The sequence below is a fragment of the Nocardia sp. NPDC004568 genome (genome assembly GCF_040609955.1).
Classification (GTDB): Bacteria; Actinomycetota; Actinomycetes; order Mycobacteriales; family Mycobacteriaceae; genus Nocardia.
Genome location: NZ_JBEXLL010000028.1, coordinates 36,764 through 62,238, shown reverse-complemented (window position 1 = coordinate 62,238; position 25,475 = coordinate 36,764). Strand labels below are relative to the sequence as shown.

Sequence of the window (25,475 nt, the reverse complement as noted above, 5' to 3'; positions counted from 1 at the left end):
GCCGGCCACACGACCAGGATCGGAGCGACAACGTGAAGCATGTGCACGCCGGAAAGGTGCGCGACCTGTACACCGACGGTGACACACTGCTCCTGGTCGCCTCGGACCGCGTCTCGGTGTACGACGTCTCGCTGCCCACCCCGATCCCGGACAAGGGCGCGCTGCTGACCCAGCTGTCCAACTGGTGGTTCGAATACTTCGCCGATATCCCCAACCACCTGCTGTCCACCACCGACGTCCCGCCGGAGTTCGCGGGCCGGGCCGTGCGGGTCAAGCCGCTGAAGATGGTGCTGGTGGAATGCGTCGCCCGGGGGTACCTGGTGGGTTCGGGCTGGAAGGACTATCAGCGCACCGGGTCGGTCTCCGGCATCCGGTTGCCCGACGGGTTGCGCGAGGGTGACAAACTCCCCGAACCGATCTTCACGCCGACCACCAAGGTTTCCGAGACCGGCCACGACGAGCCCATGACCTTCGACGATGTGGTCGCGCAGGAGGGTGCCGAGGTCGCCGCGCGACTGCGTGACCTCACCCTCGGCCTGTACTCCCGGGGCGCGGCCTACGCGGCCGAACGCGGGGTGATCATCGCCGATACCAAGGTCGAATTCGGCTGGGACGGTGATGTACTCACCCTGGGCGACGAACTGCTGACCTCCGATTCCTCGCGGTTCTGGCCGGCCGCGGAATGGGAGCCCGGGCGGCCGCAGCGGTCGTTCGACAAGCAGTTCGTCCGGGATTGGGCCACCTCCACCGGCTGGGACAAGGAACCGCCCGGCCCGGAGATCCCGGCCGATATCGTCGCGGCGACCCGGAGCAAGTACGTGGAGGCCTATGAGCTGATCACCGGACGTGGCTGGGGATCGCCGGAGTCCTGAGACGGGTGCCGGAGCCGGGCCGCTCGTAGGGTCAGGTAGTCGTATTCGGCTCGGCTGCCGGTCCGGGCGGCGGCTTCGGTGTAGTGGGTGATCGCCGCGGCGGTGTCACCGGACATCTCGTAGAGGTGAGCGCGCACGGCGGCCAGCCGATGGGTACCCCGCAGCGCCGTGTCCAGGTCCGCGACGAGCGCCAGACCGGCCCGGGGCCCGTCCACCATGGCGGTCGCCACTGCCGTGTTCAGCGTGACCAGCGGGCTCGGTGCCACGCGCCCCAGCAGGAGATAGAGGCGCAGTACCGAGTCCCAATCGGTCTCGCCGTACCGGGCCGCCTGCGCGTGAACCCCGGCGATGGCGGCCTGGATCCGGTAGGGGCCGGTGAGGCCGTGGGCCGCGGCGGCGGAGGCCAGCCGCAGGCCCTCGGTGATCGCGGTGCGGTTCCACCGCCGCCGGTCCTGTTCGGCCAAGGGGACCAGTTCACCGTGCGGCCCGAGGCGGGCGTCGCGGCGGGCGTCGGTCAGCAGCATCAGGGCGAGCAGGCCGTTCACTTCCGGATCGGCGGGCAGTCGCCGTCGGGTCTGCCGGGTGAGCCGGATGGCCTCCACGGACAGATCGGTGCGCGCCAGCCGCGTGCCGGAAGTGCCGGTGTGGCCCTCGGTGAAGATCAGGTACAACACGTGCAGGACCGCGCCGAGTCGTCGCTCCCACTGGTCGGCGGCCGGCGGCGCGAACGGTCTGTCCAGTGCCGCCAGCCGTCGCCGGGCGCGGGTCAGCCGCTGCGTCATGGTCGCTTCCGGGATCAGGAAGGCTCGGGCTATCTCGGCGGTGGTGAGTCCGCCGACCGCGCGCAGCGTGAGTGCGACGGCGTGCGCCGGAGGTAGGGCCGGATGGCAACACAGGAAGAAGAGGGTGAGTGTGTCGTCGTGATCGTCGCCGGGCAGGTCCGGTACCGACCGCCGCGCCGCTGTCTCCGTGGGAGGCGCACCGGCGACCCGGGTGGTCTGCGCGGCGAGGCGGGACTCCCGTTCGCGCCGGGCGATATCGGCCCGGACGGCATCGGTGGCACGGCGCCGGGCCACCGTCAGCAACCACGCTCCCGGGTTGTCGGGGATCCCGTCGGCACGCCAGCTGTGCACGGCCGTGAGCATCGCCTCCTGGAGCGCGTCCTCGGCCGCGGTGAGATCGCCGGACCAGCGGACGAGCGCGCCGAGCACCTGCGGCGTGAGTTCACGCAGCAGGTCCTCGATCGGATCACCGCCGTGACGGCGGGTATCGGTCACAGCTCGACGGCGGGCGCGGACATGATCTGGCGGACCTCGATGTATTCACCGATCGGCTTGCCGCCGGGGCCGGAGGCCGCGGAGGCCCGCGCGGCGATCTCGACGGCCCGATCGGGGCTGTCGACGTCGACGATCCAGTAGCCGGCCAGGAACTCCTTCGTCTCGGCCCATGGTCCGTCGGTCACCACCGGCGCCGAGCGGCCGTCGGAACTGACCAGCCGCGCCTCGTCCGGGCCGCTGAGCCCCTGTGCGTCGACCAGTTCACCCGCCGCTGCCAGCTGGGCGGCGAGGGTGCGCTGGAAATCGATATGGGCGGCGATGTCCTCGGGCGCCCACTCCGGCAGCGGGGTGTCGCAGTAGGCGGCCGCGGCGTAGGTCTTGATCAGCATGTACTTCACGGGTTCTCCTGGTTTCGGTCGCGCCCTGGTGGCGCGTTCACCGAGAAGACGGAGCCGGGTCGCCGATTCCGACACACCCACGGCAGTCCACATCGGTGATGTGGATCACATATCACAGCGGTGCCGCGGTATCCGCCAGCCGGCCCGGATCGACCGGCTCCCCGGAGAGGATCAGCTCCTTGATCCGGTCGCCCACATCCCACACGTTCACGTTCATACCGGCCAATACCCGGTGCTGGGGGTCGAGCCAGAACGCCACGAACTCCCGGGCGGCACGGTCGCCGCGCACCACCACCTGTTCGTAGTCGCCGGGTGCGGCGAAACCGGTGTACTCCATCCCCAGGTCGTACTGGTCGGTGAAGAAGTAGGGGAGCCGGTCGTAGGACGCGGCGCGGCCGAGCATCGCCGCGGCCGCCACCGCGGGCTGATTCAACGCGTTCGCCCAGTGCTCCACCCGGATCCGCCGGCCCAACACCGGGTGCTCCTGCTCGGCGATATCGCCCACCGCGACGATATTCGGATCGCTACTGGTCAGGCTCGCGTCGACGAGGACGCCGCTATCGGTCGGCAGACCGGCCGCCGCGGCGAGTTCGATATTCGGCTCGGCCCCCACCGCCACCAGGACCGCGTCCGCGCCGAATTCGGTACCGTCCGCGAGCGTGACACCGGTCGCCCGGCCGTCCGCGGTCGTGATCTGCCGGACCTGCGCCCCGAAACGCAGGTCGACCCCGTGGTCGCGGTGCAGGTCCGCGAATACCTCGCCCATCTCCGGGCCGAGCGCGCCCAACAGGGGTGCGGACCCGGTCTCGACGATGGTGACGGCCACCTGCGCGGCGCGCGCCGCCGCGGTGACCTCGAGTCCGATCCAGCCCGCCCCGATCACCACCAGACGCCGGGCGGTGCGGAACAGCTCGATCAGGGCGTCCGATTCGTCCAGCGTGCGCAGCGTGTACACCCCCTCGGCATCGGCGCCGGGAACCGGCAACTTCCGGGACGACGCGCCCGTGGCCAGCGCGAGTCGGTCGTATTCCAGCGTCGAGCCGTCGGGCAGGCGCACGGTCCGGGCGGCCCGGTCGATCGCGGTGACCTCGGTGCCCAGCCGCAGATCCACATTGTGGTCCCGGTACCAGGCCGCGGATTCCACGGTGAACTCCTCGACCGGCTTCGCACCGGCCAGATACTCCTTGGACAGCGGCGGCCGCTCGTACGGTAGCCGCTCTTCCCTGCCGATCAGGGTGACGTGACCGTCGAAATCGTTGTCCCGCAGTGCCCGTGCCACTTTCGCCCCGGCCAGGCCGGCGCCGACGATCACGAAATGCTGCGCAGATGTCATGGCTGATACTCCCTCGCGGTGGGTGGTTCCAGCGGACGATCCGAATCCTCCCGTCAGCCTACAAAGGACGGCTCCGATCTCCCGGCCGGTTCGGGAACGAAAATCCCGTGGCCGGGGTTGCTCGGTACAGCGCCTGTGTCCGGCGACCGGCCGGCACTACGGCGGCAGCCGTGGCGGTGGGTGTACCCGCCGTCGCTCCGTGGAGAGGAACGAAACGTGCCCGACTCGGCCGAGAAGAAGGACCTTGCCGAATTCTGGTTCGACCCGCTGTGCCCGTGGTGCTGGATCACCTCCCGGTGGATCCTCGAGGTGGCGAAAGTCCGCGATATCGAGACGCGGTTCCATGTGATGAGCCTGGCGGTGCTCAACGAGGGGCGTGATCTGCCCCCGGAGTACCAGGAGCTCATGACCAACGCCTGGGGGCCGGTGCGGGTGGCCGTCGCCGCGGCCGAGCAGCACGGCGAGGAGATCCTGTCGCCCCTGTACACCGCGCTGGGCACCCGGTTCCACAATCGCCGTGCCGAGTTCGAGCGCGAGGACGACCCGCGCGGTACCTTCGCCGCGATCGTGGCGGACGCACTCGCCGAAGCCGGGTTGCCGGCCGAGCTGTCGGCCGCCGCGGAGAGCAGCGAATACGACGAGGCGCTGCGCAAGAGCCACCACGCCGGGATGGACAAGGTGGGGCCCGATGTCGGGACGCCGACCATCCACGTCAACGGAGTCGCGTTCTTCGGCCCGGTGCTGTCCCGCATTCCGCGTGGTGAGGAAGCAGGCAGATTGTGGGATGCCGTGGTGACCCTGGCGGCCTACCCGCACTTCTTCGAGCTCAAGCGCACCCGCGACGAGAACCCGGAGTTCGACTGAGCCGCCGGGTTGCGGTGCCGGCTCGGGCGCCGCAACCCGCCCGGATCAGTGCGGGGCTTTCGACAGGGTGACCGGGTCGCCGCCGTATCCGGGAGCCGGTGGCTGCCCGGGCATCGGGGCGAACCGCGGCGGGGCCGGATCCGGCCGCCAGAACAGCCGTCCGTGCCGGCTGCGGTCACGCAGCGCCCACATCCGCCAGGTCAGCACCGGATGCGAGGCCATCGCATTGACCATCCAGACGAAGAAACCGCGTTCCTGGGCCGCGCGGTCGGCCATCTCGTCGAATCCCACCACCGAGTTCAGGTACTTGCCGGCCGCCAGCGTGCCCATCGCGGCCGGCGCCCCCTGCGGCCGATGGCAGTAACCGTGGTTGTCGGCGGTGTACTCCTGGGCGCGGATCAGCGAGTTGCCCAGGATCGGCAGGAACGGCGCCAGGAACATGCCGAGCTGGCGCCAATAGGAGACGTGACCGGCCGCGATATGACCCACCTCGTGACCGATGATGAACGCCAGGGCATCCGGTTCCCGGGCGGCGCCGCTGATCTCGAACAGATCGCTGTACACCACCACGTAGCGGCGGAAACCGTGCCCGGAGGCGAAGGCGTTGATACGCCCGTTGCCCAGCACGACGTAGGCGTCCGGCGCACTGGCCATACCGAAGCGGGCCGCGGCCTCCTGCACCATCCGATATCCCTCGGGGAACTGGGAGGGCGACATCTTCACCCCGTTCACCCGCTGCGACGAGAGGTTGACGCCGCGCCCGAACCAGAGCAGCAGCGGCGCCCCCACCAGGATCAGGATGAACTGGTTGACCAGCCCGAGGAACAGGAACAGGAACGCCAGTAGGTACGAGACAGTGGTGAGCAGTATCACCACCACCAGCAGGGGGATCTCCCAGCTGTGCCGGGCGGGCATCCCGAACGGCGACAAACCGCGGGGCTCGTGCCGGGGCACCGGCGGTGGGGGGTATCCGCCCGGGAGCGGAACAGACGAGCCGGGATGGTCGGTGAGCCACGGGTAGGGTCCGGGCTCCGGTGTACTCGCGGACCAGGCGGCGCCGGGGCCGGATCCGGACGGCTGCTGAGGGTCGTGCGGCTGCATACCCACGACTCTAGGCAGTGAGCCGGTCACCCCGCCCGCCGTCGGCGCCCGTCAGGAGGCCTGACAGAATCGCAGCCATGCGCGTATACCTGGGTGCCGATCACGCTGGTTTCGAATTGAAGAATGCCGTCAAGGACCATTTGGAAAAGGCCGGTCACGAGGTCGTCGACTGCGGCGCTCTCGTCTACGACGCACTCGACGATTATCCCGCCTTCTGCATCGAGGCGGCCCGCCGCACCGTCGCCGACCCGGGCAGCCTGGGGCTGGTCTTCGGTGGCAGCGGTAACGGCGAGCAGATCGCCGCGAACAAGGTGCCGGGTGCGCGGTGCGCGCTGGCCTGGAGCGTCGACACCGCGCGTCTGGCGCGGGAACACAACAACGCGCAGCTGATCGGCATCGGCGGCCGGATGCACTCGCGCGACGAGGCACTGGCGATCGTGGACGCCTTCATCGAGACCCCGTGGTCGAACGAAGAGCGCCATCAGCGCCGGATCGATATCCTCGCCGACTACGAGAAGACCGGCGAACCGCCGGCACTGCCCGCCGACTGATCCACCGGGCAGGCGAGTAGTCGGGTGCCCGAAGGTCATACCCTGCACCGCCTCGCTCGTCGGCACGAGGAGCGACTGGCCGGCGCGGTGGTGCGGGTGACGAGCCCGCAGGGGAAGTTCGCGGCGGGAGCCGCCCGGGTCGACGGCCGGGTCCTCGTCCGCGCCCAGGCGTGGGGCAAGCATCTGCTCCACCAATACGAGGGCGAACTGTACGTGCACGTCCACCTGGGCCTGTACGGCGCCTTCACCGAATCGGAACTGCCGATGCCCGAGCCGGTGGGGCAGGTCCGGATGCGGCTCACCGGGCCGGGTCGCGACGGCCGCGGATTCGGCACCGACCTGCGGGGTCCCACCGCCTGCGAAATCCTCACCCCGCCGGAGACCGAGGCGCTCATCGCCCGGCTCGGCCCCGACCCGCTGCGCGCGGACGCCGGCCCGGACCGGGCGTGGGCGCGGATCCGCCGCTCGCGGCGCAGTATCGGATCCTTGCTCATGGATCAGCAAGTGATCGCCGGAGTGGGTAATGTCTACCGCGCGGAAGTGCTTTTCCGGCACGGCATCTCCCCGCAACGTCCCGGCGTGGAACTGACCGCCGCGCAGTGGTCGGCGTTGTGGGCCGATCTGGTCGATCTGATGCGAGTGGGTGTACGTCGGGGAAAAATGCACGTTGTGCGGCCCGAACACGATCACGGCGCGCCCTCCTACGCCGCGGACCGGCCGCGCACCTATGTCTACCGCCGGGCGGGTGAACCCTGCCGGTGCTGTAGCGGCCCGGTGCGGCATACGGTGCTGGAGGGCCGGAACCTGTTCTGGTGCGCGCAGTGCCAGCCGGCGTGAGCCGCGGGGCTCACCCTGCGACGGCTGTATCGGCGTCGAGCGTTTCGGCTCCGGCGTAGCGGCGACCGCCCGCGGTTTTCGCCGAGTACATCGCCTGATCGGCCCGGCGCAGCAACTCGGCCAGTTCGCTGCGGTCCGTCGGCGGGGCATAGGTGGTGCCGACGCTGGCCGAGACGGGGACCGGCCCCACCGACGACCACACCGAGTCGTTGAGCGCGTGCACGATGGCATGGGCCAGTTCGGTGACGCAGTTGTCCGCCATGCCGGCCGCCAGCACGAATTCGTCCCCGCCGTAGCGGCACACCACCGCGCCCGGCGGCGCCACCTCACGGAGCCGTTTGGCCAGTTCGACCAGTACCTCGTCGCCCACCGCGTGACCGTAGCTGTCGTTGATCTGCTTGAACCGGTCCAGATCCACCACCAGCAGACCCACCCCCCGGTCGGCCTGGTCGGCCATCTTGCGTACCCGCTTGCGCAGCAGGGTGCGGTTGGCCAGGCCGGTCAGTGCGTCGTGGGTGGCCTCGTATTCGAGCCGCTGCTGCAGCGCGGCGAATTCGCGGACCCGCTGGGTGGCCTCGTCGGAGAGGTTCTTCTTCTGCTGGGCCAGGGCCAGCTCCTGCAGCGCCTGGGCGTAGCTGTCGATGGCCTGGCTGGCCACCAGCGGCCATCGGGTCGCCACCAGGGATCCGCGCGGGCCGGCGGGAAAGCCGAGCAGGGTTCGGGTGACCAGCGCGAGCATCCGGACCTGGTGCAGCGGTTCGGCGCAGAGACGGGCGCCGAGCCGGCGGGCGGCGCGAATCGGGAAGGGATCGGAAACGGTGAGGTGCAGCAGCTGCTCGAGAATATCGACGAGAACAGGTTCGATCTCGGCGGCGCTGATATCGGCGTCGGGTTGGGCCCCCGCGGCCAGCGCCCACTCCCGTGCCGTGGAACGGACGGGTGGCCGGATCTCAGCGGTCATATCGACCACCGGCGGCGGTGGAACTCGCGCCACGGACCGGGGTCCGCCACGTCGGTACCGGTCTCGGCCGGCTCTGTCGCACTGCTATGCGGATGGTCCACCTTGTCGGGTGCACGCTACCGCCCCCTTTCCAGATACCCCGTCCGGCAAGAAGATCGTAGCAAGATGGTGGAACCCGCCGACCTGCGTTCTATAACAAGTTCTCGGGCCCCGGTACAACAGTGATCTCTGCTCCTATCGTCGCGGAAACCCTTGCGTTACACACTTTTGCAGAAAGTCCGGTGCCGCGGGCAGCCCGTTCGGGCGAGGGGCCCCCGAACCGCGGAATCGGCGGGATTCCCGCCATTGGTGAATCGACCGGGCCGCCCCGCCCGGTGCCGCCGGTGATATCTGTGCCCTCGCGGGGCTGATTGGCGAAATGAAACCGGGATTGGGTAGAGTCTCGGTGCACACGGTATCGTGGCGATCCCATCGATGTCGTATGCACGCGGGTGTAGTTCAATGGTAGAACCTCAGCCTTCCAAGCTGATGGTGCGGGTTCGATTCCCGTCACCCGCTCCACCGAAAGAGCCCTGTCATCAGGGCTTTTCTCCTCGAATATCCTCTCCTCGGTCCCCGGTGTAGCCCCGGGTGGAGCCTTTCCGTTCATCTCCCTTCCCTGCCGGCGGCGGTATCCGACGGTCGGGGCACGCGAGCTCGCTCACCGCGGTGTACCGGCCTCCGTGGTTCGTGGTTCGGCTACCGCCGCAGAGGCTGGTCGGGGCTGCCGGAGAAGGTGGCGATCGCCGCGACGGGCCCGCTGAGGGACCGTGGCGGCCGTGTCGGTCCCGCCTCTCCGGCGTGGTTTGCCTTTCGCCGTGGATGCGTGGCATCTTGTTCTCGTTCGAACGTCCCCGGGTAGCGGGACCGGAGAATACGGTGAGATCCGGCCGGTACGGACATCGGTTCGGTCCCACCGGCCCGATCGGGTACGATCGGGCGGAGCGAGAGTCAGTTCGACCAGCGGTTTTCTGGCATATGGGCAGGTCCCGTACTACTGAAGATCCGTCTTCCGAGAGCTGATGGTGCGGGTCGGATTCCCGTCACCCGCTCCGGTCCGGTGCTCGATTCCTCCGGGAGAGTACGGGGTGTGGCGCAGCTTGGTAGCGCACCCGCTTTGGGAGCGGGTGGTCGCAGGTTCAAATCCTGTCACCCCGACAAGTGTTCGTTCTCGCCGCGTGCCGCTGATCTGTCCCTCAGATTCGCGACCGTGACGGCTGTTTTCCGTCGTTCATCGCACTCTGCTGGCCGGCGCGGGGAAGCCCGATCTCCACATCCGGCGCCGGTAGTTCCGCGCGTCGCCCGAAGGCCTGGTCGATCAATTCGGACGCGGCCCGGGTCACAATCAGCCGCGCGATGGCGAGATCGGTCTCCAGTTTGGTGCGATCCTTGGGATTTCGTTCGGATTGCTCGTAGGCGCGGCTCGCCAGGACGTAGAAGATCTCGGCGGCGTAGCGGTCGGCGATACGGTCGCAATCCGCGCGCAGACGTTCGACCAGATGGAAGGTGGCGGCGGCGGGTAGACCGGCGTCGGTGAGCCGGGTGGCCAGATCGCTGCAGCGTGGGTTGGTGACCCGGTATACGTCGAACGGGTCGTCGCTGGCGGCCAATGCCTGCTGGACGTATTCGGGAAGTTCGTGGACCGGCTCCTCGGGCTCGGGCTGGGCCGGGGCCGGGGCCTGCCGTTCGGGCGTGCTGACGGTCTGGTCGGTGACACCCAGTACGTCGCCGAGCCCGTCGCCGCGGTCCCAGGCGGCGAGGAGTTCCCGGATGCCGTTCAGTTTCATACCCCGGCCGAGTAGACGGCTGATGGTCTGCAACCGGTTGAGGTGGTCCGAGCCGTAGTAGCCGATCCGGCCCCGGACGTCGGGGGAGGGCAGCAGCCCACGCTCGTGGTACACGCGGACGCTGCGCACGGTGGTTTCGGCAGCCCGCGCCAGCTCGTCGATCGTGTACTCGGATTCGCCAGCCATACGTATAGGAAACCATAATCGGGCCCGTAGATAAACGGTCCGTAACCAAACGAACCGCTGAGCAGCGGCTAAAAGATGTGAAAAATAGGTCAACGTCCCGTTACCTAACGGCATGAGGCCTTGCCTGAAGCCCCTTCTGTGCTCTAACGTGCGTGATACAGCTGACATCAGCTGGTTTCCGGGGACTGTTGAGCAGCCCTGACGTTCCGCCCGACCCACGGGACACGTATCGGTTTTCCCCGGCGTGCCCTCGGCAGTTCCGGAGACGGTTATGAGCACAACGCGAGTTCGTTCCTTGAGCGTGGTAACACCTCGCTCCACCACTACTTCCCGGCTTCCCGCGACGCCGCTGCCGGCGCCCGCGAAATCGGCGCAACGGCCCCCGTGCGCGGAGGTGCCCGACAGCTGGGACCTCGACTCCGGCACTCCGGAAGCCTGGCATTCGGCAGTGCGCATCTGCTATGGATGCCCGTTGTTCGCGCAGTGCAGCCGGCTGGCGCAGACTCTCATCGAGCGCGGCGATGCACCGCGAGCCATGATCTGGGCGGGCGTCGCCTACGACAACTCGGGTAACGTCATCGAGAACCTCGACCGTCACCGGACCGTGCCAATCGACCACAAGCGTCCGATGCGCATCATTCGCAACGGCCCGCGCCCTACCCACGGTACGGCGGTCGGGGGCGCCCCGAAACGGCATATCGTGCTGGGGCGCCCACTGCGGCCGACCGAGTCGGCCGCAGTCTGACTATGCTCCGGGGGGAAGTACAGATCTAGCTCGGGTGGTGCGTAGATGACAATCCTGGCGTTGGAGATCGGTCCGACCCGGTTCGCCGCGATCGAGATCGCCGACGACGTCGGGGCCGACCGCGTCGAACGGATCCCGGTTCCCCGTGCCGGGGCATGGGACCGAGTTCGGGAACTCCTGCTGAAGATCGCCGCGGGGCGAGATGTCACGGCGGTCGGCATCGCCTCGGGCGGTCCGATCGATATGGCCTCCGGAGTGGTGGCGCCGGATCGGGTGCGGGAATGGCAATCCGGTTTCCCGCTCGTGGAATCGGTGCAGAAGCTGTTTCCCGCCGCCACCGTCGCGATGGCTCTCGACGGGGTGTGCCTGGCCCTGGCCGAACGGCATTTCGGCGCCACCCAGGAGGTCATGGACTCGCTGTCGATGTATGTCTCGGACACCATCGTCGGCGGTGTGATGGTCGGCGGCTTCGTGGTGGTCGGGCGCACCGGAAACGCGGGCCAGATCGGCCATGTCCTGGTGCCCGGCTACGACGACCGATGTGTATGTGGGGGGCGCGGCTGCCTGGAATCGGTGGCCGGTGGTGCGGCGCTGATGGAATGGGCACGGGAGCAGGGCTGGGCCGGCGACTCGCTCGAGGCCTTGGCGGCCGACGCGCAGGCGGCCGACCGGACCGCGGTCGTCGCCCTGGAGCGGGCCGGGACGGCGCTGGGCCGGGCGATCGCCTCGGTGGCGCCCCTACTCGATATCGACCGGGTGGTGATCGGCGGACCGATCGCCACTCCCGGATCGGCGCTGTGGAAACCGCTGCACAACGCCGTCGCGATGCACGCGCGGCTACCGTTCCTCACCGGATTGCGGGCGGTCGCGTCGGAGCTGGAGGATCTCGGCCTGCTGGCCGGGGCGGGCGTTATCGCGCTGACTTCCCAGAGTGAGTGAAGCCCTTCTCGGAGAGCGCACTCGGCGCACCCGGCTCGTTCGTGACACCGCGTCGAGGTTCCGTGCCGTGGCGGCTCCGTATCCGCGGGGCCGCGACGGTGGCACGGCGATCCGCGGATTGCCGATGATTAGCTCGTATCCCCGGCGGAGTTCGGATCCGGCTCCGGTCCGGGCGGTAGCCGGTGCGGGCGACCCGAATCATTCATGTTGCCAATGGTTTCCGTAGAATCCCGATTCGGCGGGCGGCTGACTCGGTCAACGGGGGTTGCGTCAGGCCCGGTTGCGGGGCGCGCTCCTCAGGGCGACCCAAGGTCCACTATTGAACGTACCGCTGCGCAACGGTACATTATCTCTTGCGGCCGTTGTCTCGTTTGAGGCACCCACCGCGCAACAGTAGGACGCACGCGATGAGAGGGCGCAGTGATCCCCTGGGTGACGGTCGAAACTTTGGCGCCGGAAGGATTCTCGGTCGCGTCGGTCGGGGATACCGCACGGGAGTTCGCCGATTGGCGACGAGTACTGCAGCGGCAGCTCGCGCGCACACCGGCCCTGTACGACGGGCTGAGCACACGCGATATCACCGAAGCTCTCCGTGCTTGTATCGAAGGCTCGGTCGAAGTGGACAAATCCGTGGCCACCCGCTCGGGTCCGCACCGGTTGATCGTGCGGCCGGTCTTCGGGCCGGGGGGAGAAGTGCACGCTGTTCGCTGGTGGGCCGGTCCTCGGGAAGCGCCGGTCCCCCCGTTGCCCGGCGCGGTCGGGGTGATCTGGGATCTGGACAGTCAGACCCTCGCGCAGCCCAGTGGTATCACTGCCCTGTCGGGGATCGCGCCCGAGGAATACGTGCCGCGGATGTCCATCGCCGAGTTCTTCCACCGGATCTCGGCCTTCGATCGGCACGCGGAAGTGCTCGATCTCCTCTATCGGCCCGTCCCCGGAGACAAGCTGCAATTCGAGGTCTCCGTACTACGCAACGCGGGCCGCGCCACCCGGTGGCGGATCACGATGCGGGCGCGGAACGACGAATACGTGCGTGGCGCCGGGTGGCTCATAGAGGACATCACCTCCGACCGTGACCCGGCGATCTGGCCGACGCTGGAAAGTGTCGGACTGCGGGAGGCCCATCGGAGGGCGGGAAACCACCTCGCGGTGGTTCAGCTGGCGCACGCCAGCATCTCCCATTGGCTGACCGACCCCGCACCCTGGATCCGCTGGGACTACCTGTTCCGGCCGGTCGATGTCTTCCATCCTGAGGACCGGGTCCGGTTGATGGACCTGGGTACCCAGGTGAGCGATGGTGACAGCGCCGGGGTCACGTTGCGGGCGCTCAATTACGCCGGCGGCTACACCCCGACCTCGCTACTGCTGTATCCCTACCCGGGGTTCTCCAATAGAGAGCTGGCCATCGCTCAGCTCGTACGGGTTGCCGACAACATACCCATGGTTGAGCCGGATCCGGCCGACCTGGCCGCGCCGGGAACACCGATCGGTTACGACGACCAGCTCCGATATCGGCTGGCCGGCAGGTTGCGGCACAACGCGATGTCCTGAATATCGCGGCCCGCGCCCCCCCACTCGGGTCCCCAGATGTGGGAAGGGATTGCGGGTCGATGGCTCGGTGGCTCTTTACCATTTCGAGAGTGAGGACTGGGGTTGCCGGACGTGCAGATTCTCGCGAAGCGTTGCTTCGCCAGATGACCGTGCGCAGGCGCCGCGACAACCTCGTCGTAATCGTTCTCGCGGTGCTCGCCGTCTTGGGTGGTGGCCACGCTGTGTACGACTTCTTCGCCACCGACCCGGAGCTTCCCGGCGACGACGCGATGATCGCCGTTGCCGGTCACGATCGTCTGGCCGGTTCTTTCGCCGAGGACTTCGTGGTCGCGTATCTGAGCGCCGGGACGGGACAGCAGGAGGCGTTGTCGCGATACGTCGGCGGGTCCCAGCAGCTCTCGCTCCCCAAGACCGGTCAGCAGGTGCGCGACCCGATCATCGTCTACACCAGCCGGACCCTGTCCGCGGGGACGATGGAGGTCTGGTCGGTAACCGTGTCCGTCCATGTGGGGCGGAGCCAAACCGACAGCGCTCGGCAGTATTATCGAGTGCCGGTCTCGATATCGGAGGGGAACCTCCGAGCGCTCACCCTGCCCGCTGCGGTGCAACCGCCGGGTGTCGGCGCCGATCTGGCCCAGGCCTATTCGGCGCCGTGCGGTGAGGAAACTCCGTTTGCGCAGGTCGTCACCGGATTCCTCACCGCCTACCTCACCGGCTCGGGGGATGTCGCGCGATATGTGAGCGTCGACTCCGGGATCGCGGCCCTGCGCCCCGCCCCGTTCACCGAGCTGTCCACCGTGGCCGTCACCGCCGAGGACACCACCTGCGGAGCCGCCGGGGACAACGGACGAGTGCTGGCGACCGTGACTCCCGAAGGACAGTCCGGAGCTGCTCCGGCGCTCGCCTATCCGCTGACGATGACGCGCGGCGACGGGCAGTGGCAGGTGCGGGTCATCGAGACGCTGCCGGCTTTGAAAGAGCCCCTCACCGCTGTCGCCAACCAGGGGGAGAAGGCCGGTCCGGTTCCGGGCACCACCACCGGGGCACCCACCACGACCGTTGAGATTCCACGGGCCACCCAGAACTGACGTGAGGCGAAAAAATGGGCAACATCTCCAATATCCTGTACGGAATTCTCGTCTTCGTCCGCTGGGCGGGCCTGATCCTGATCACCATCGTCTCGATGGGTGTGATGATCTCGGAGGCCGCTAAATCCAAACTGTCCCCGGCGAAGATCCTCGGGGTCGCCGGTTCGGCGATCCTGGCCGCGGTGTTGTTCTGGATGCTGCCGACCCTGGTGAATTACGCGCGTGGTGACGCCAACATGATCGTGCCGGACCACCCTGTGGGTGGTTATAGGTGACCCAGGTGATCAAGGTCTTCACACCGGTAAAACGTGTTCCCACCATGATCGGCAAGGCCCAGAACGGCCAGAAGTTGCCGTTCGGGCCCTACACCCTGCCGCAGGTGGCGGGTGTGGCCGTCGGGTTGATTCTCACGGGCCTCGGTGCGATGACCTTGCCGGTGAATCCGGCGATCACCTTCCTGGTAGGTGTGGCGCTGACCGTAGTGATCGGGTTCGGGCTGGGCCTGATTCCGTATACCGGGGTTCGGCTGCTGTCCCGGGTCGTCTGGTTCGGCCGGCTCATCCTCGACCCGAAACCCACGCTCGCCTCCGGTATGCCGGTCACTCCGGAATCGGCTCGGATCACCATGTTCGTCGAGGAGACTGTCGTAGCGATTCTGCCGCACGAATCGGCCGGCCCGATATCGGCGCGGGAACGCGGTAAACGCAACACCGCCCGCGGAGGTCAAATCCTCGAAATGCTGGGGACGAACCGTTTCCTGCGGCCGGTGGACGTAGGCGAGCCTGTCGCCACGTCCGGTGCGCCCTCGAATTGGCGGACGATGATAGGTGGTAACGGGGGGCGACCGAAGAGCGGAGAGGGACGCTGATGGGGTTCAACCGGGATCTACAACCCACCGCCGCGATTCGAGGGCATCTGCAGTTCACCCATACCGGGTTGGTCACAGCGAACTATTTCATCACCCCGCTCGGCTACGGATTGCGTAAGGCCAGCGATAAATTCGATGTCAAACTGGCTCATCACTCCCTTGTCAACAATCTGCCGAACGGGTCGTTGCTGCTCGGTATCCAAGCCCGGCAGAACACCATCGACGTATTGAGCAAAATGGTCGAAGGCGTGGATCTCGACGAATGCGCCGACTACGCCGACGAGGTGTTCGCCTCCTACGAGCGGGTCCGCGCCATCGCCCCGCAGACCCGGATCTTCCTGCTTTCGATCCCCGTGGGGACGGCCAACACCAGCGGAATCTCCGCGCTCTCGCGGATGTGGCGGGGAAGTACCACCACGATCGATGCCACCGCCATCTCCCGGGCCGAATTGGACGCCTACGAGAACGAGGCGAACGAGATCCTGTCCCGCATCGGTGGCGACTTCGATCCGGTACCCGTACCGGCGGCGATGTTCCAGTGGCTGTGGGAGCACTATCTGGCCCGCGGTGCGGTGGGCGACCCGGTGGCCCCCACCCGCGCCGGCGCCCTGGACGACGCGACCTCCGCGGTCTTCAAATCCGCGGCGCTGGACGAGGGCGCCCGGGCCGATTCACAGCGCCGGCTGCGCCCCTCCTTCGTCCCGGTGATCAAGGTGGTACAGCCGGACACCGGCTATCGTCCGTCCTACCAGGCGATGCTCACCCCGCGTTCTTTTCCGTACGCCGGCATGATGTTTCCCGGGGGCAGCGAATTCCTGAACGTGATCGACGGCCTCGGCGATGTCACCGTCGACTGGGGCATGCGGATCTCCACCAAACCCGCCGAGCAGGTACTGAAGGCCAACGAGATCAACCTGCGGCGGCTCGGCGAGCAGATGGACCAGCGCGACCAGGAGATCTCCTTCGCGCAGAACACTTTGATGTCCAAGGCGCAGATGCTGAGCGAGTACAACCAGCATTTCGAGGTCAACGGCGGCGAATCGGAGGTGTCCTTCACCACGGTCATCGCCATCGGAGGCCCCTCCCGGGACGAGACCATGGACGCGGTCAACACCCTACGGCGCCGCTACAAGCGGTTCCAGGTGGAGATGACCGCGCCGGTGGGTGCGCAGGTGGACCTCTGGTCGTTGCTGGTGCCCGGTAGTCCCCCGCGGCGGGCGTTCGATGATTTCGCCCATATCGTGCCCTCGGATATGTGGGCCGGGTTCGTCCCGTTCACCACGAGCCAGATCGGCGACGACAGTGGTCCGGTCATCGGTATCAATCTGCTGTCCGGGCATTTCGAGCCGATCCATTTCGGCATCATGGAGGCGGCACTGCACGATCTGTCCGCTTCTTTCGCCGTGACCGGGGAACTCGGCTCGGGGAAATCGTATTTCCTGAAGTTGATGGCCGTCCTCGTCCATGATATGGGCGGACAGTTCCTCGCCATCGACCGCAGCCAGGTCGGGGAATGGGAGCATTTCGCTTCCGCCATCGACGATGCCGTGGTCATCGACCTGGCAAATCCCACGGTCTCACTGGACCCGCTACGTCTGTTCGATCCACGGGTGGCCGGGGAACGTGCGCTGGACTCCGTGCTGCCGCTGCTGGACCTCTCGCCGACCTCGGGTACCGGCGCGGTCATCAGCAATCTGCTGTCACCGCGTGGGATCGAGGAACACAAGATCACCAGCTTGCTGGACCTGTTCCGGGTGGTCTGCCGGCTGCGTGACGAACCGGGGTCACTGGAGGAGTACTCCGACCTCGCCTCCCGCCTGGGAACCATTGTCGAGCGGGTGCCGGTGCTTTTCGATCCCGGTCTGGCGCCGATCCGGCTGGACGCCGCGGCCACGGTGGTCCGCAGCCACCGGCTCGCGCTACCGACCGCCGAGGAACTCACCACCCCGCACCTGTACAACCGGCTGCCGCTCACCAAGCGGCTGGGCACCGCGCTGTATGAATTGGTGGGGGTGACCGCCCGGGAAGCGTTCCTCTCCGACAACGGCCGGTTCGGTCTGCTGGTCGGGGACGAGGCCCACCATTTCACCCAGACTCAGGTGGGTTCGGCGGTGACCTCCGATTTCAGCCGTGACGGACGTAAACACCTCGCCGCCATCGGACTCGCGTCGCACGATCCCGCCACCGACTTCCAGGGGGCCGCGCACAACTTGATCCCCAACCGCTTCGTCTTCCGCCAGCGCGACGAGACACTGGCCCGTAACAGTCTGGAGTGGCTGGGAGTCGATCTGGAGGAGGCGCCGTTCCTGCTCCAGGCGCTGCGCGAGGAGACCTCGCCACCGGTGGGTGCGGGCCGGCAGGTACCCGAAGAGCGCCGAGGTGAGATGTTCATGCGCGATGCGTTGAGCCGGATCGGACGCGGCAAGGTACTCGGCCCGGCCCGTACGGACAGGGCCGAAGCCATCACCAGTACTCCGACCGTCGTCGCGAAGACCGAGCGGCGAGAGCCGGAGGCGGTGCGGTGACCGGGGCGTGACGATGGCGGACGAATCGAGTTCGGACCATAAACGTAAAAAGGCTCGGATGCGGCTGATCATCGTGCTCGCTGTCCCGCTGATCTGCTGTTGTGGCCCCGTGATCGGTGCCCTGGTCCCACTCGGGAATCTGACGTCGTACGGCAGCAAGCACTACAACACGCAGTGCGATATCGCGCTGGGGCCGGAGCCGGGCGCGTCGACGTCGGCCACCGCCACCACAACCACCGCCTCGGTGCCGCAATCGGTCGAACGGCAGCAGCGGCCGGAGAAGAATCCCTATGCGGAGTTGACTTTCGATCCGGACGATCCGAACGTCACCGATCGAGATCTGGCCTGCGCGTCGGCTATGAAGACGGCGCCGATACAGGACGAGCCGTGGCAGGAGACCAATTCCGGGCCGGCTGTTTCGTGCGCTGCCGACCTGGCGCTGCGCTATCCGGAAGCGGGGGGCACCGCCACCATGGCCGACTACGCGCGCGACGTGATCTATAGTGCCTCGATCGCCGGATCGACCGGGCAGTGCGCCCCGACCCGGGCGCCGGCGGTGGTCGTGGTGGAGAACTGCGGAGACCCCACCGCAGCTACGACAGCCGTGATCTTGCCGGCCACGGTCGGCGACCAGGGTTACTGCGGGCAAGTGGTCGACCCGAAAGCGGCGTCGCCCGGTGACCTGGTGTTCTGGGAGTACGTCGACCGCCGCGCGACCCGGGTCGGTGTCGCGCTCGGGCCGGGAGAATTGGTGACGGTGGACAGCGGGAAATTCGCTCGTCTGAGGATCCCCCAGGGCGCCGAGATACAGATCAAACGGGTATTGGGGGGTGGCAGGTGACCAGCGCGGAAATCGGTCCGTATCCGATCGAAATCGAGGTCATAGGGGAGGAACGCGACGGCGGTGACGCCCGGCCGGAAAAGCCCGGTGACCGTCGAACCGGGGGCGGCGGAAAGAACGGCTCGGTGCCGGGGGCGCCTGCACCGCCGCCCGTTTCGCCGCCCCCCAACGCCACCGCGCCCCCGGCGGCCGGTTCCCCGCTTGCTCCCGGATCGGCCGCCACGACCGCGCCGCCGCCCGTTGCGACTGCATCTCAGCCACCGGCGACGCCACCCGCTGTACCGGCGCCCTCGGCCGCGGCCCCGGCGGCTCCGGTGCCACCGCAGGTGGCCGCGCCCGCCCCTGCTCCGCTCGCCCAGGGCGAAGACCGGCCGGAACCCGAACCACTGGTCGACCCGGAGACCGTGGCCCAGATGGCGCCCATGGCGATGATGGCCGGCGCCGCTCTGCTGCCGATGATCGGTTCGGCGTTGTCGGGCCTACTCGGTGGCGGTTCCGGTGGTGGTGCGACTCCCGCCGCGGCGGGCGGCGGCACCGCGATGGATCCGGAGTCCCAGCAGGCCATGAATGCGTTGAAAGCGCTGGAGTCCGTATACGGCGACGGGGAGCCCACCGACCCCGGGATGAAGAAGCTGCGGGACGAGACCACCGACTCGGACACGGGCAGCGGCGACGGTCCGGCGATGGTGAAGGCGAAGCGATTGTTTCAGGCCAATCGCGCCACAGCCTTCAACAATCTGGACAAGCAGTTCGTCAACTACCTCAATACGCTCGGAACCGCCAACAAGGTCGACCAGAACGCCGTGCGGCGCCTGCTGAAGATGACCAACGACGCCCTGGCCGAGCTGGGACCGATGGCCTACACCAAAGAGGGGCAACAGAAGGTCCGCCAGATCCTGACCGCCGCTCTGCAGACCGCGCACAAGATCGTATCCGGGGGTACGGCGAGCAACGGTGATGCGGCGTCGGCGATAAACCAACTCACCAACCAATATCTGTACAACATCATCGGTAAGCCGTTGCCGGGTGGAGTCAAGTTCAACGCCGCCGCCGCGACCGTCCAAGGCGGGTCGGAACGTGCGCAATTCGCGGTCCAAACCGCGCTCGCCCAGATCGGCGACCCCTATGTGTGGGGCGCCGAGGGCCCGAACAGCTTCGACTGTTCGGGACTTACGCAATACGCCGCGGCGAGGGCGGGAGTGAACATTCCACGTGTCGCCAACGACCAGTACCGGCAGCTACCCGCTGTGAATCCGAGCGAAATCCAACCCGGCGACCTGATCTTCCCGTCGACCAGTATGAAGAACGGCCAGATGGGTCACGTGATGATGTACATCGGCAACGGGCAAGTCGTCCATGCGCCCAGAAGCGGCGAGAATGTGAAGATCACGAGTCTGCCGAGCAGCTACGAGGCTCGCCGCTTCGCCTGATGGAGTACGGGCCCGTGGAAAGGCGGGTTCTCAACGTAGCCATCAATCAGTAACGCCTGGTTACGTATCCCACGGATCCAATCCCGAACCCGGATCGAGGTGGTCCAGGTTCGCTACGCGGGTACTCCATCTGGCCAGCTCGCGCCGGGCGGATTCCGTCGGGGTGTTGTAGTACTGGTTCGCGGCGGAGCGGAATGATTCCGACACCTCGCTGGCGATGGCCCAGCGGGTGTTGCGGCCGACCGCGTTCCATTCGTCCGGCGAGATCGCGCTACGCAGGGCGAGGTCGGAATCCCAGTTCTGCCGGACCCTGCTCACGAACCCGTGGTTGATCACCGCGCCGGGCGGCGGTGAGCTGGTATGCCGGGCGAAGTTGTCGGCGGCCACCACGGCCTGCGCCGCGAATGCCCGTTTGGTCGAATCGGTATCCGTCGGCCGCAGATGGTTCTCGACAGCACGAGACGCGGCGAGCGCTTTCTGCAGCGGCGCCCAGCCGTACGGATTGGTCGACATACTCGCCTTCATCGCGGCCTGCGCGCGGAGAACCTGATGTACCAGCTCGTCCGGCGCGTTGCCGGCACGGAGCACAGCGGCCAGGTAGCTGTCCGGTACCCGGCTGTCGCCGAGGCCGTCGAGCGCATTCGCGGCGCCCAGCGGATTGGCCATACCGCCGTAGCCGACGGCCCGGGCCTGCGCCTTGCGCAACCAGTTCGCGCGACCCAGCTGGCCCCAGCGGTACAGCTCTATCCGTGAGTCGGCCGTCTGGATATTGGCCAGATCGGACATCTTCTTGCCGCGGGCGAGCGGATTGAGTGGTCCCGGTGTCGCGGCCATCAACCAGCCGGTGACCGGCGAGTTGTTGATGGTGTTCAGCGCGGCGATCGCGGCCAGGCCGCTCAGTGAGCCACCGCCACCGCCACCGCCCCCGCCACCGCCCATGCTGCCCATGCCGATAGCCACAGGGCCGCTACTCCCTGGCCCGGACGGGCTACCCTGAATAGCCAGGGAGACTCGGTTCGTGACCCAGTCGGTGCCATGGGACATGCTGTTACTGAGCGTCCCGAGCTGGGAGATCGCCACGACCATCACGGTACACGCGATGAACATGACCGACATCACTTGCCCACGCGCTTGGTCGAAGAGATTGCTCATGAACAGGATGTAGACACCGAGAAAAATCGTGAACACGGTCATGCGAGCGGCGGCCATCAGTCCGTCGACGATATCGTGCACCATTGCGGTCTGTGTCGGTCCATACATGAAGCCGCCTGCTGCGCAGCCGAATATCAACCTGAAGGCATGGTAGACCGCCTTCATGGCCGCCTTCATGACCTTGAAACCGAGATAGACCCCGAAGGCGAGCAACAGCGACGCACAGATCAGCAATATGATTCCGGTTCCGACCTGGCCCATCGACGGATTATTGGCCCGGGAGTACGCGGAGCTGTTGCATTGCTCGATACCCTCGAGAACCTTGTCGTCCTTGCCCGACAACACTCCCGCAGACCAGGCCGACTCGCACGCCGCAGAATTGTCGACCACCTCGCCGAAGTTCCATACCTGTACGGGTTTCCGGGCGAAGTTGTCCGCGAGGTCCTCCTGCATCGTTTTCACCAGCAGGACCGGATTGGGGTTGCTGTCACCGGTGAGTCCGGCCGCGACCGAGAGGCCCACATCCCGGCCCTGGGTGAGTAGACCGTCGGAGGACAGGACATCGGCGAGTGGTTCGGCGAGGAAGAACGGACCGATGATCGCGACACCCAGCATGGTGATCACCTGCATGGTGGCTTTGCCGGGGAAGCCGCGGACGATGAACCAGGCCACGAAAAAGGCGCCGATTGTCGCTGCGGTGATCAGCATCATCGGGGTGGCGATCTGATGGGACAGCGCGGCGGCGACACCATTCAGCGCATTGGCGAACATATCGAGCCATGTGAAGCCGAAGGTGAAACCGATGATCCAGATGGCTGTGGTCACAATGGCCATGTAGCCCACGAACTCGAGGCCGAGTATCGTCCACAGAATGGTGTAACCGGGATTGATGAGACTGCCTCGGTTCGAGGCGAAGGTGTAGCTCGACAGCGGTACGCCGTTGGAGTCGGTGATATTCATCCAGCCCAGGCCGTCGATCTGTGAGACGCCGCTGCTGACCTGTGCAGTCGCTACAGCACCCACTACTCCCGGAAATACGACGAAGAGGAAGACGAGACCCAGGATCCACAGTGTCCGCCGAAGCCGCGGACGCTCGGCGAGCCGGTCCCGCGCCCTTCGGGCAAGGGCATCGGGATAGTAACGCAAGGGGTCCCGGCCGGTGTCGTCGGCGCCGCGACATCGGAGGTCGCGAGTGTGCCGGGAAGGCCGGACGGGCGCGGTCATACGGCACTCACCGCCGGATAGCGGTGGGATCGACCGGTAGTGACGGGATGGTCGACGATACGGCGGAATTGTGGCACGGGTAATTGCCGGCGTCGGTTCGCTGACCGGGTGCAACGCAGGTCCATCCGGTTGTTCCTCCTGCGCATGAATCCGGGCCTCGTTGGAAAGAGGGCATGTTGGTGCACATCAGTTTACGAGTCGCTGATTCGATGATGACGTGTCGTACCAGGTCGCCGCTTCCCCGAGGTGGGAATCCCCGACAATGAGGTCAGTCAGGAAGGAGAGGCGCATATGGTCGGCTGCCGGTGTCCGCGATCTCGGTTCGGCCGGTCCGGACTGCCTGGCCGCGGCGCCGATATCAACCACATGACGCCGACCGCGAGCGTCCTCGCCATCGGCAGGTGAGGCCGTGGCTTTCTGGGACGGAGTAGGTGACTTCTTCAGTGAACACGGTGCCGATATCGCGGTAGGCGCCGTGAGTGTGGCCGGCTTCGCGGTCGGCGGGCCCCTCGGGGCCGCCGTGGCCGGAGGTATCGCCGGCGGAGTCGCCGCTGGTTTCGAAGACGAGAACATTTTGATGGGAGCCGGTCTGGGTGTCGCGGGCGGGCTGGTCGGCGGCCTGGGTGGCGTCGCGTTCAGAGGTTCGGCCAAAGGGATGGTGGGTGGCTTGCTGCGCCAGGGGCATTCGCTGGATATAGCCCGGGGGATGGGCGCCGGTGCGGAAAAGATCGCGTTCCAGCGGTCGGGGCTGTTCGCCAAACGAATTCCCGAGCTACTCGGGGGCGCGCACCTGTCGCCGTGGAAAACTTGGATCGGTCTGTTCAATACGGCATTCGTTCCACAATACATGGACATGATCCAGAATGCTCCGGACGATATCCGGAACCTGTGGTACAAGAACATGGGTTTTCCCGAGATTCCGCTGCTCGACATCAGCGAAGAGGAGCTCGCCTCCATCCCGGACAAGATGCCCCATATCCTGATGCCCGACCCGGCTCGCCTGCCGAAGGGACTGGAACTGACGGCGCCGGTCGAGGCGAACTATCGCACCCTGGCCACCGCCTACGCGGGCTACTGGAACGCCTTCGGAGAGAAGCCGGGCACACTGGATCCCCCGAAGGAACTGGAGGTCGGTGACATCTTCGGGGAGGACAGAGCTCGGATCGCGAATTATCCGCAGAAGGTCGAGAAGATGCGGAGCCGGCTGGCGGAACTGCGGTCCGAGGCGGCGGCGGCGAAGGAGGCGAACGAGCAGACCATCCAGCTGTGCGCGGCCGGTCGCGGGGATTTCGCCCAGGCGGTGGAGGGGCTCACGGGGTTTGCCCGACTGGACCCGCGGGATGGGGAGCCTATCGGCGCACTGGTTTCCCACTACTCACAGAAAATGAGCCAGTACACCGGTCAACCGGTGTTCCGGATCAACCCGACACCTTTGGGCGCCGGCCCGCCGAGCGAGGACGTGTACGCGATGGTGTTGGTCGACGCGGCCTACGGGAGTGCCGCGTCGATACTGTCGTGGTACGCGGACGCATTCGAGGCATTGGGCGCGAGAGTGCAGTCCCGGCAACCGACCACCGAGGAAAGCGGGCAGACTCCGGGAACCCCGACGACTATTCCCACAGACAATGGCAACGATCCCTACTATGATGCTGCGGCCGCCGCCGGCAGCCGGATCTCGCCGACCGCGCAGGCGAGCCCGTCGGCGGTGCCCGCGCCCACCCCGTGGAATCTCGAGAGTGACGCCGGCTCGGGAACCGGCGCCGATCGCGCAGTGGCCGATGATGCGGTGGCCGGCGAGCTCGGCACGGCAACGAGCACTCCCGATGCCTCGTCGGTCGCGGCCGCGGCGGTACCCGGGGTGTCCGCCGCGGGAAACGCCATGGGCTCGGCAATGAATTCCATGATGCTCCCGTCGTTGATGCAAGCTCTCATGGGTAACAACCGCCCGGACGCCGGGGCGGACCCGGAAAAGGATCACCGGGACGGCCCGGAAAGACCCGAGATCCACGCGGCCCCGGGGCCCGTGCCCGCGCCGGCGGCCACCGCCGCGCCCGCCGCGCAGCAGCCGGTACACCCGGCGGCCCCCACCCCGAATGGCGAGACCAGGCCTGCTGTGGCTCGTCCCGATTCCGGGCGGCCGCCCGGGAGCCCGCTGCCCGCGAACGCTCCCGACGCAAAGGGCACGGTGGTCTACACCGTCCCCGATGGCCGGACTGTGGAGGTTTCCGCCGTGGTGGCGCGTGGGCTGGACGCGGCATTCGGTAACGCGTCGGGCACGGACGCGCGCGCGGCGTACACAGGGACACCCGCGGCGTGGACCGATCCGAAACAGATAGGTCGCCGGATCGATCCGAGCGAGACGGTGACCGGCGATGTCGGCGCGTGGGCGGAGCGGACCGCCGTACTCGTCCGATTCGAGGGCCAGGACGTACTCGAAGCGGTGGTCGACGGTGCATTGGTCAAGGTCGGCGAGCTATCGCAGATGCGTGACGACGCAGGCGACTTCGGTGGGTTCGTGGGTATCTTCCATCCGCCCGGTATCGAGCAGGTGACTGACGAATCCGGTGCGACCGTGGTTCCCGGTGCGCCCGCCGACCAAACCGGCTCCGTCGTCTCGGTGTCGGTGTAGGAGGATTCGGTGGGCAACGACTTCTGGGATGGTGTCGCAGGGTTCGCGGTCGACCTCGGCGTAAGTTATGGACTCGAGCACGTCTTCAAGGGCGGCAGTGGCGGCATCATGAGACAGGTCCTTGTCGGTGCTGCCGCCGGTGGTATAGGCGGTGCAGCGGGGGATGCATTCGCCCACGGTGGCCCAAATTGGGGGGATACTCCCGAGGCATTTTTCTTCGGTGCACTCGGCGGTGCACTCGGCGCGGGCGGGGATCGATACATTGCGAGCAAGTTCA

The 25,475-nt window shown here is 67.2% G+C and carries 21 protein-coding genes and 2 tRNA genes; 16 read left to right on the top strand and 7 right to left on the bottom strand.

Annotated elements, in window-relative coordinates; genetic code table 11:
* Positions 1–32: 32 nt before the first annotated feature.
* Positions 33–872: a phosphoribosylaminoimidazolesuccinocarboxamide synthase gene (locus ABZV91_RS15350; RefSeq protein ID WP_355241144.1), complete on the top strand. Its 840-nt coding sequence runs from the start codon at positions 33–35 to the stop codon at positions 870–872.
* Here ABZV91_RS15350 and ABZV91_RS15345 read toward each other — a convergent pair.
* The 3 genes from ABZV91_RS15345 to ABZV91_RS15335 form a co-directional block, all read right to left on the bottom strand.
* Entirely contained in the window at positions 827–2,149 is a 1,323-nt protein-coding gene (locus tag ABZV91_RS15345; RefSeq protein ID WP_355241141.1) for a sigma-70 family RNA polymerase sigma factor, read from the bottom strand. The two genes, ABZV91_RS15350 and ABZV91_RS15345, sit on opposite strands and share 46 nt — an antisense overlap.
* Positions 2,146–2,547 carry a YciI family protein gene (locus ABZV91_RS15340; protein ID WP_355241139.1) on the bottom strand — a complete coding sequence of 134 codons (402 nt, stop codon included), beginning with the start codon at positions 2,545–2,547 and terminating at the stop codon, positions 2,146–2,148. Before ABZV91_RS15340 ends, ABZV91_RS15345 begins: the two co-directional genes overlap by 4 nt.
* A gap of 112 nt (positions 2,548–2,659) precedes the next feature.
* Positions 2,660–3,880, bottom strand: coding sequence for an FAD-dependent oxidoreductase (locus tag ABZV91_RS15335; protein ID WP_355241136.1), 1,221 nt, complete (start codon positions 3,878–3,880; stop codon positions 2,660–2,662).
* A 216-nt stretch (positions 3,881–4,096) separates the two neighbouring features.
* Between ABZV91_RS15335 and ABZV91_RS15330 the strand changes: the two genes are divergently transcribed.
* Positions 4,097–4,744, top strand: coding sequence for a DsbA family protein (locus ABZV91_RS15330; RefSeq protein ID WP_355241134.1), 648 nt, complete (start codon positions 4,097–4,099; stop codon positions 4,742–4,744).
* Between the two features lie 45 nt (positions 4,745–4,789).
* Here ABZV91_RS15330 and ABZV91_RS15325 read toward each other — a convergent pair whose 3' ends face one another.
* Complete coding sequence (locus tag ABZV91_RS15325) at positions 4,790–5,659, bottom strand: M48 family metallopeptidase (RefSeq protein ID WP_355241170.1); 870 nt, start codon at positions 5,657–5,659, stop codon at positions 4,790–4,792.
* A 263-nt stretch (positions 5,660–5,922) separates the two neighbouring features.
* On the opposite strand from ABZV91_RS15325, the gene ABZV91_RS15320 reads away from it, so the two are divergent.
* Positions 5,923–6,396 (top strand): ribose-5-phosphate isomerase, encoded by a 474-nt coding sequence (locus ABZV91_RS15320; protein ID WP_355241131.1) that lies wholly within the window; start codon positions 5,923–5,925, stop codon positions 6,394–6,396.
* 24 nt (positions 6,397–6,420) lie between these two features.
* The gene (locus ABZV91_RS15315; RefSeq protein ID WP_355241128.1) at positions 6,421–7,233 is read left to right on the top strand and encodes a DNA-formamidopyrimidine glycosylase family protein; all 813 of its coding nucleotides are present in this window, start codon (positions 6,421–6,423) and stop codon (positions 7,231–7,233) included.
* 10 nt (positions 7,234–7,243) lie between these two features.
* Here ABZV91_RS15315 and ABZV91_RS15310 read toward each other — a convergent pair whose 3' ends face one another.
* On the bottom strand, positions 7,244–8,194 hold the full coding sequence (locus ABZV91_RS15310; RefSeq protein ID WP_355241126.1) for a diguanylate cyclase: 951 nt from the start codon (positions 8,192–8,194) through the stop codon (positions 7,244–7,246).
* Positions 8,195–8,681: 487 nt separating this feature from the next.
* On the opposite strand from ABZV91_RS15310, the gene ABZV91_RS15305 reads away from it, so the two are divergent.
* Both ABZV91_RS15305 and ABZV91_RS15300 read left to right on the top strand, forming a co-directional pair.
* Positions 8,682–8,755 (top strand) — tRNA-Gly (locus ABZV91_RS15305).
* A gap of 562 nt (positions 8,756–9,317) precedes the next feature.
* Positions 9,318–9,391 (top strand) — tRNA-Pro (locus ABZV91_RS15300).
* Positions 9,392–9,429: 38 nt separating this feature from the next.
* On the opposite strand, the gene ABZV91_RS15295 is transcribed toward ABZV91_RS15300, so the two are convergent.
* On the bottom strand, positions 9,430–10,206 hold the full coding sequence (locus ABZV91_RS15295; protein WP_355241123.1) for a MerR family transcriptional regulator: 777 nt from the start codon (positions 10,204–10,206) through the stop codon (positions 9,430–9,432).
* A 271-nt stretch (positions 10,207–10,477) separates the two neighbouring features.
* On the opposite strand from ABZV91_RS15295, the gene ABZV91_RS15290 reads away from it, so the two are divergent.
* From ABZV91_RS15290 to ABZV91_RS15250, 9 genes are all read left to right on the top strand, one after another.
* Positions 10,478–10,951, top strand: coding sequence for a hypothetical protein (locus ABZV91_RS15290; RefSeq protein ID WP_355241120.1), 474 nt, complete (start codon positions 10,478–10,480; stop codon positions 10,949–10,951).
* Between the two features lie 45 nt (positions 10,952–10,996).
* The gene (locus tag ABZV91_RS15285) at positions 10,997–11,890 is read left to right on the top strand and encodes an ROK family protein (RefSeq protein ID WP_355241118.1); all 894 of its coding nucleotides are present in this window, start codon (positions 10,997–10,999) and stop codon (positions 11,888–11,890) included.
* Positions 11,891–12,322: 432 nt separating this feature from the next.
* Positions 12,323–13,441, top strand: a complete 1,119-nt coding sequence (locus tag ABZV91_RS15280) for a GAF domain-containing protein (protein WP_355241115.1) — start codon at positions 12,323–12,325, stop codon at positions 13,439–13,441.
* Positions 13,442–13,584: 143 nt separating this feature from the next.
* Positions 13,585–14,529 (top strand): conjugal transfer protein, encoded by a 945-nt coding sequence (locus ABZV91_RS15275; RefSeq protein WP_355241112.1) that lies wholly within the window; start codon positions 13,585–13,587, stop codon positions 14,527–14,529.
* Positions 14,530–14,543: 14 nt separating this feature from the next.
* Positions 14,544–14,804, top strand: coding sequence for a hypothetical protein (locus ABZV91_RS15270; protein WP_030525365.1), 261 nt, complete (start codon positions 14,544–14,546; stop codon positions 14,802–14,804).
* Positions 14,801–15,397, top strand: a complete 597-nt coding sequence (locus ABZV91_RS15265) for a hypothetical protein (protein WP_355241109.1) — start codon at positions 14,801–14,803, stop codon at positions 15,395–15,397. Before ABZV91_RS15270 ends, ABZV91_RS15265 begins: the two co-directional genes overlap by 4 nt.
* Entirely contained in the window at positions 15,397–17,922 is a 2,526-nt protein-coding gene (locus ABZV91_RS15260; protein WP_355241106.1) for an ATP-binding protein, read from the top strand. Before ABZV91_RS15265 ends, ABZV91_RS15260 begins: the two co-directional genes overlap by 1 nt.
* A 58-nt stretch (positions 17,923–17,980) precedes the next feature.
* Entirely contained in the window at positions 17,981–18,763 is a 783-nt protein-coding gene (locus tag ABZV91_RS15255) for a hypothetical protein (protein ID WP_355241102.1), read from the top strand.
* A gap of 314 nt (positions 18,764–19,077) precedes the next feature.
* Complete coding sequence (locus ABZV91_RS15250; protein ID WP_355241099.1) at positions 19,078–20,193, top strand: NlpC/P60 family protein; 1,116 nt, start codon at positions 19,078–19,080, stop codon at positions 20,191–20,193.
* A 60-nt stretch (positions 20,194–20,253) separates the two neighbouring features.
* Here the strand turns inward: ABZV91_RS15250 and ABZV91_RS15245 are convergent, their stop codons facing one another.
* Positions 20,254–22,368: a hypothetical protein gene (locus ABZV91_RS15245; protein WP_355241096.1), complete on the bottom strand. Its 2,115-nt coding sequence runs from the start codon at positions 22,366–22,368 to the stop codon at positions 20,254–20,256.
* 610 nt (positions 22,369–22,978) lie between these two features.
* On the opposite strand from ABZV91_RS15245, the gene ABZV91_RS15240 reads away from it, so the two are divergent.
* Positions 22,979–25,198 carry a hypothetical protein gene (locus ABZV91_RS15240; protein ID WP_355241093.1) on the top strand — a complete coding sequence of 740 codons (2,220 nt, stop codon included), beginning with the start codon at positions 22,979–22,981 and terminating at the stop codon, positions 25,196–25,198.
* The last annotated feature ends 277 nt before the right edge of the window (positions 25,199–25,475 follow it).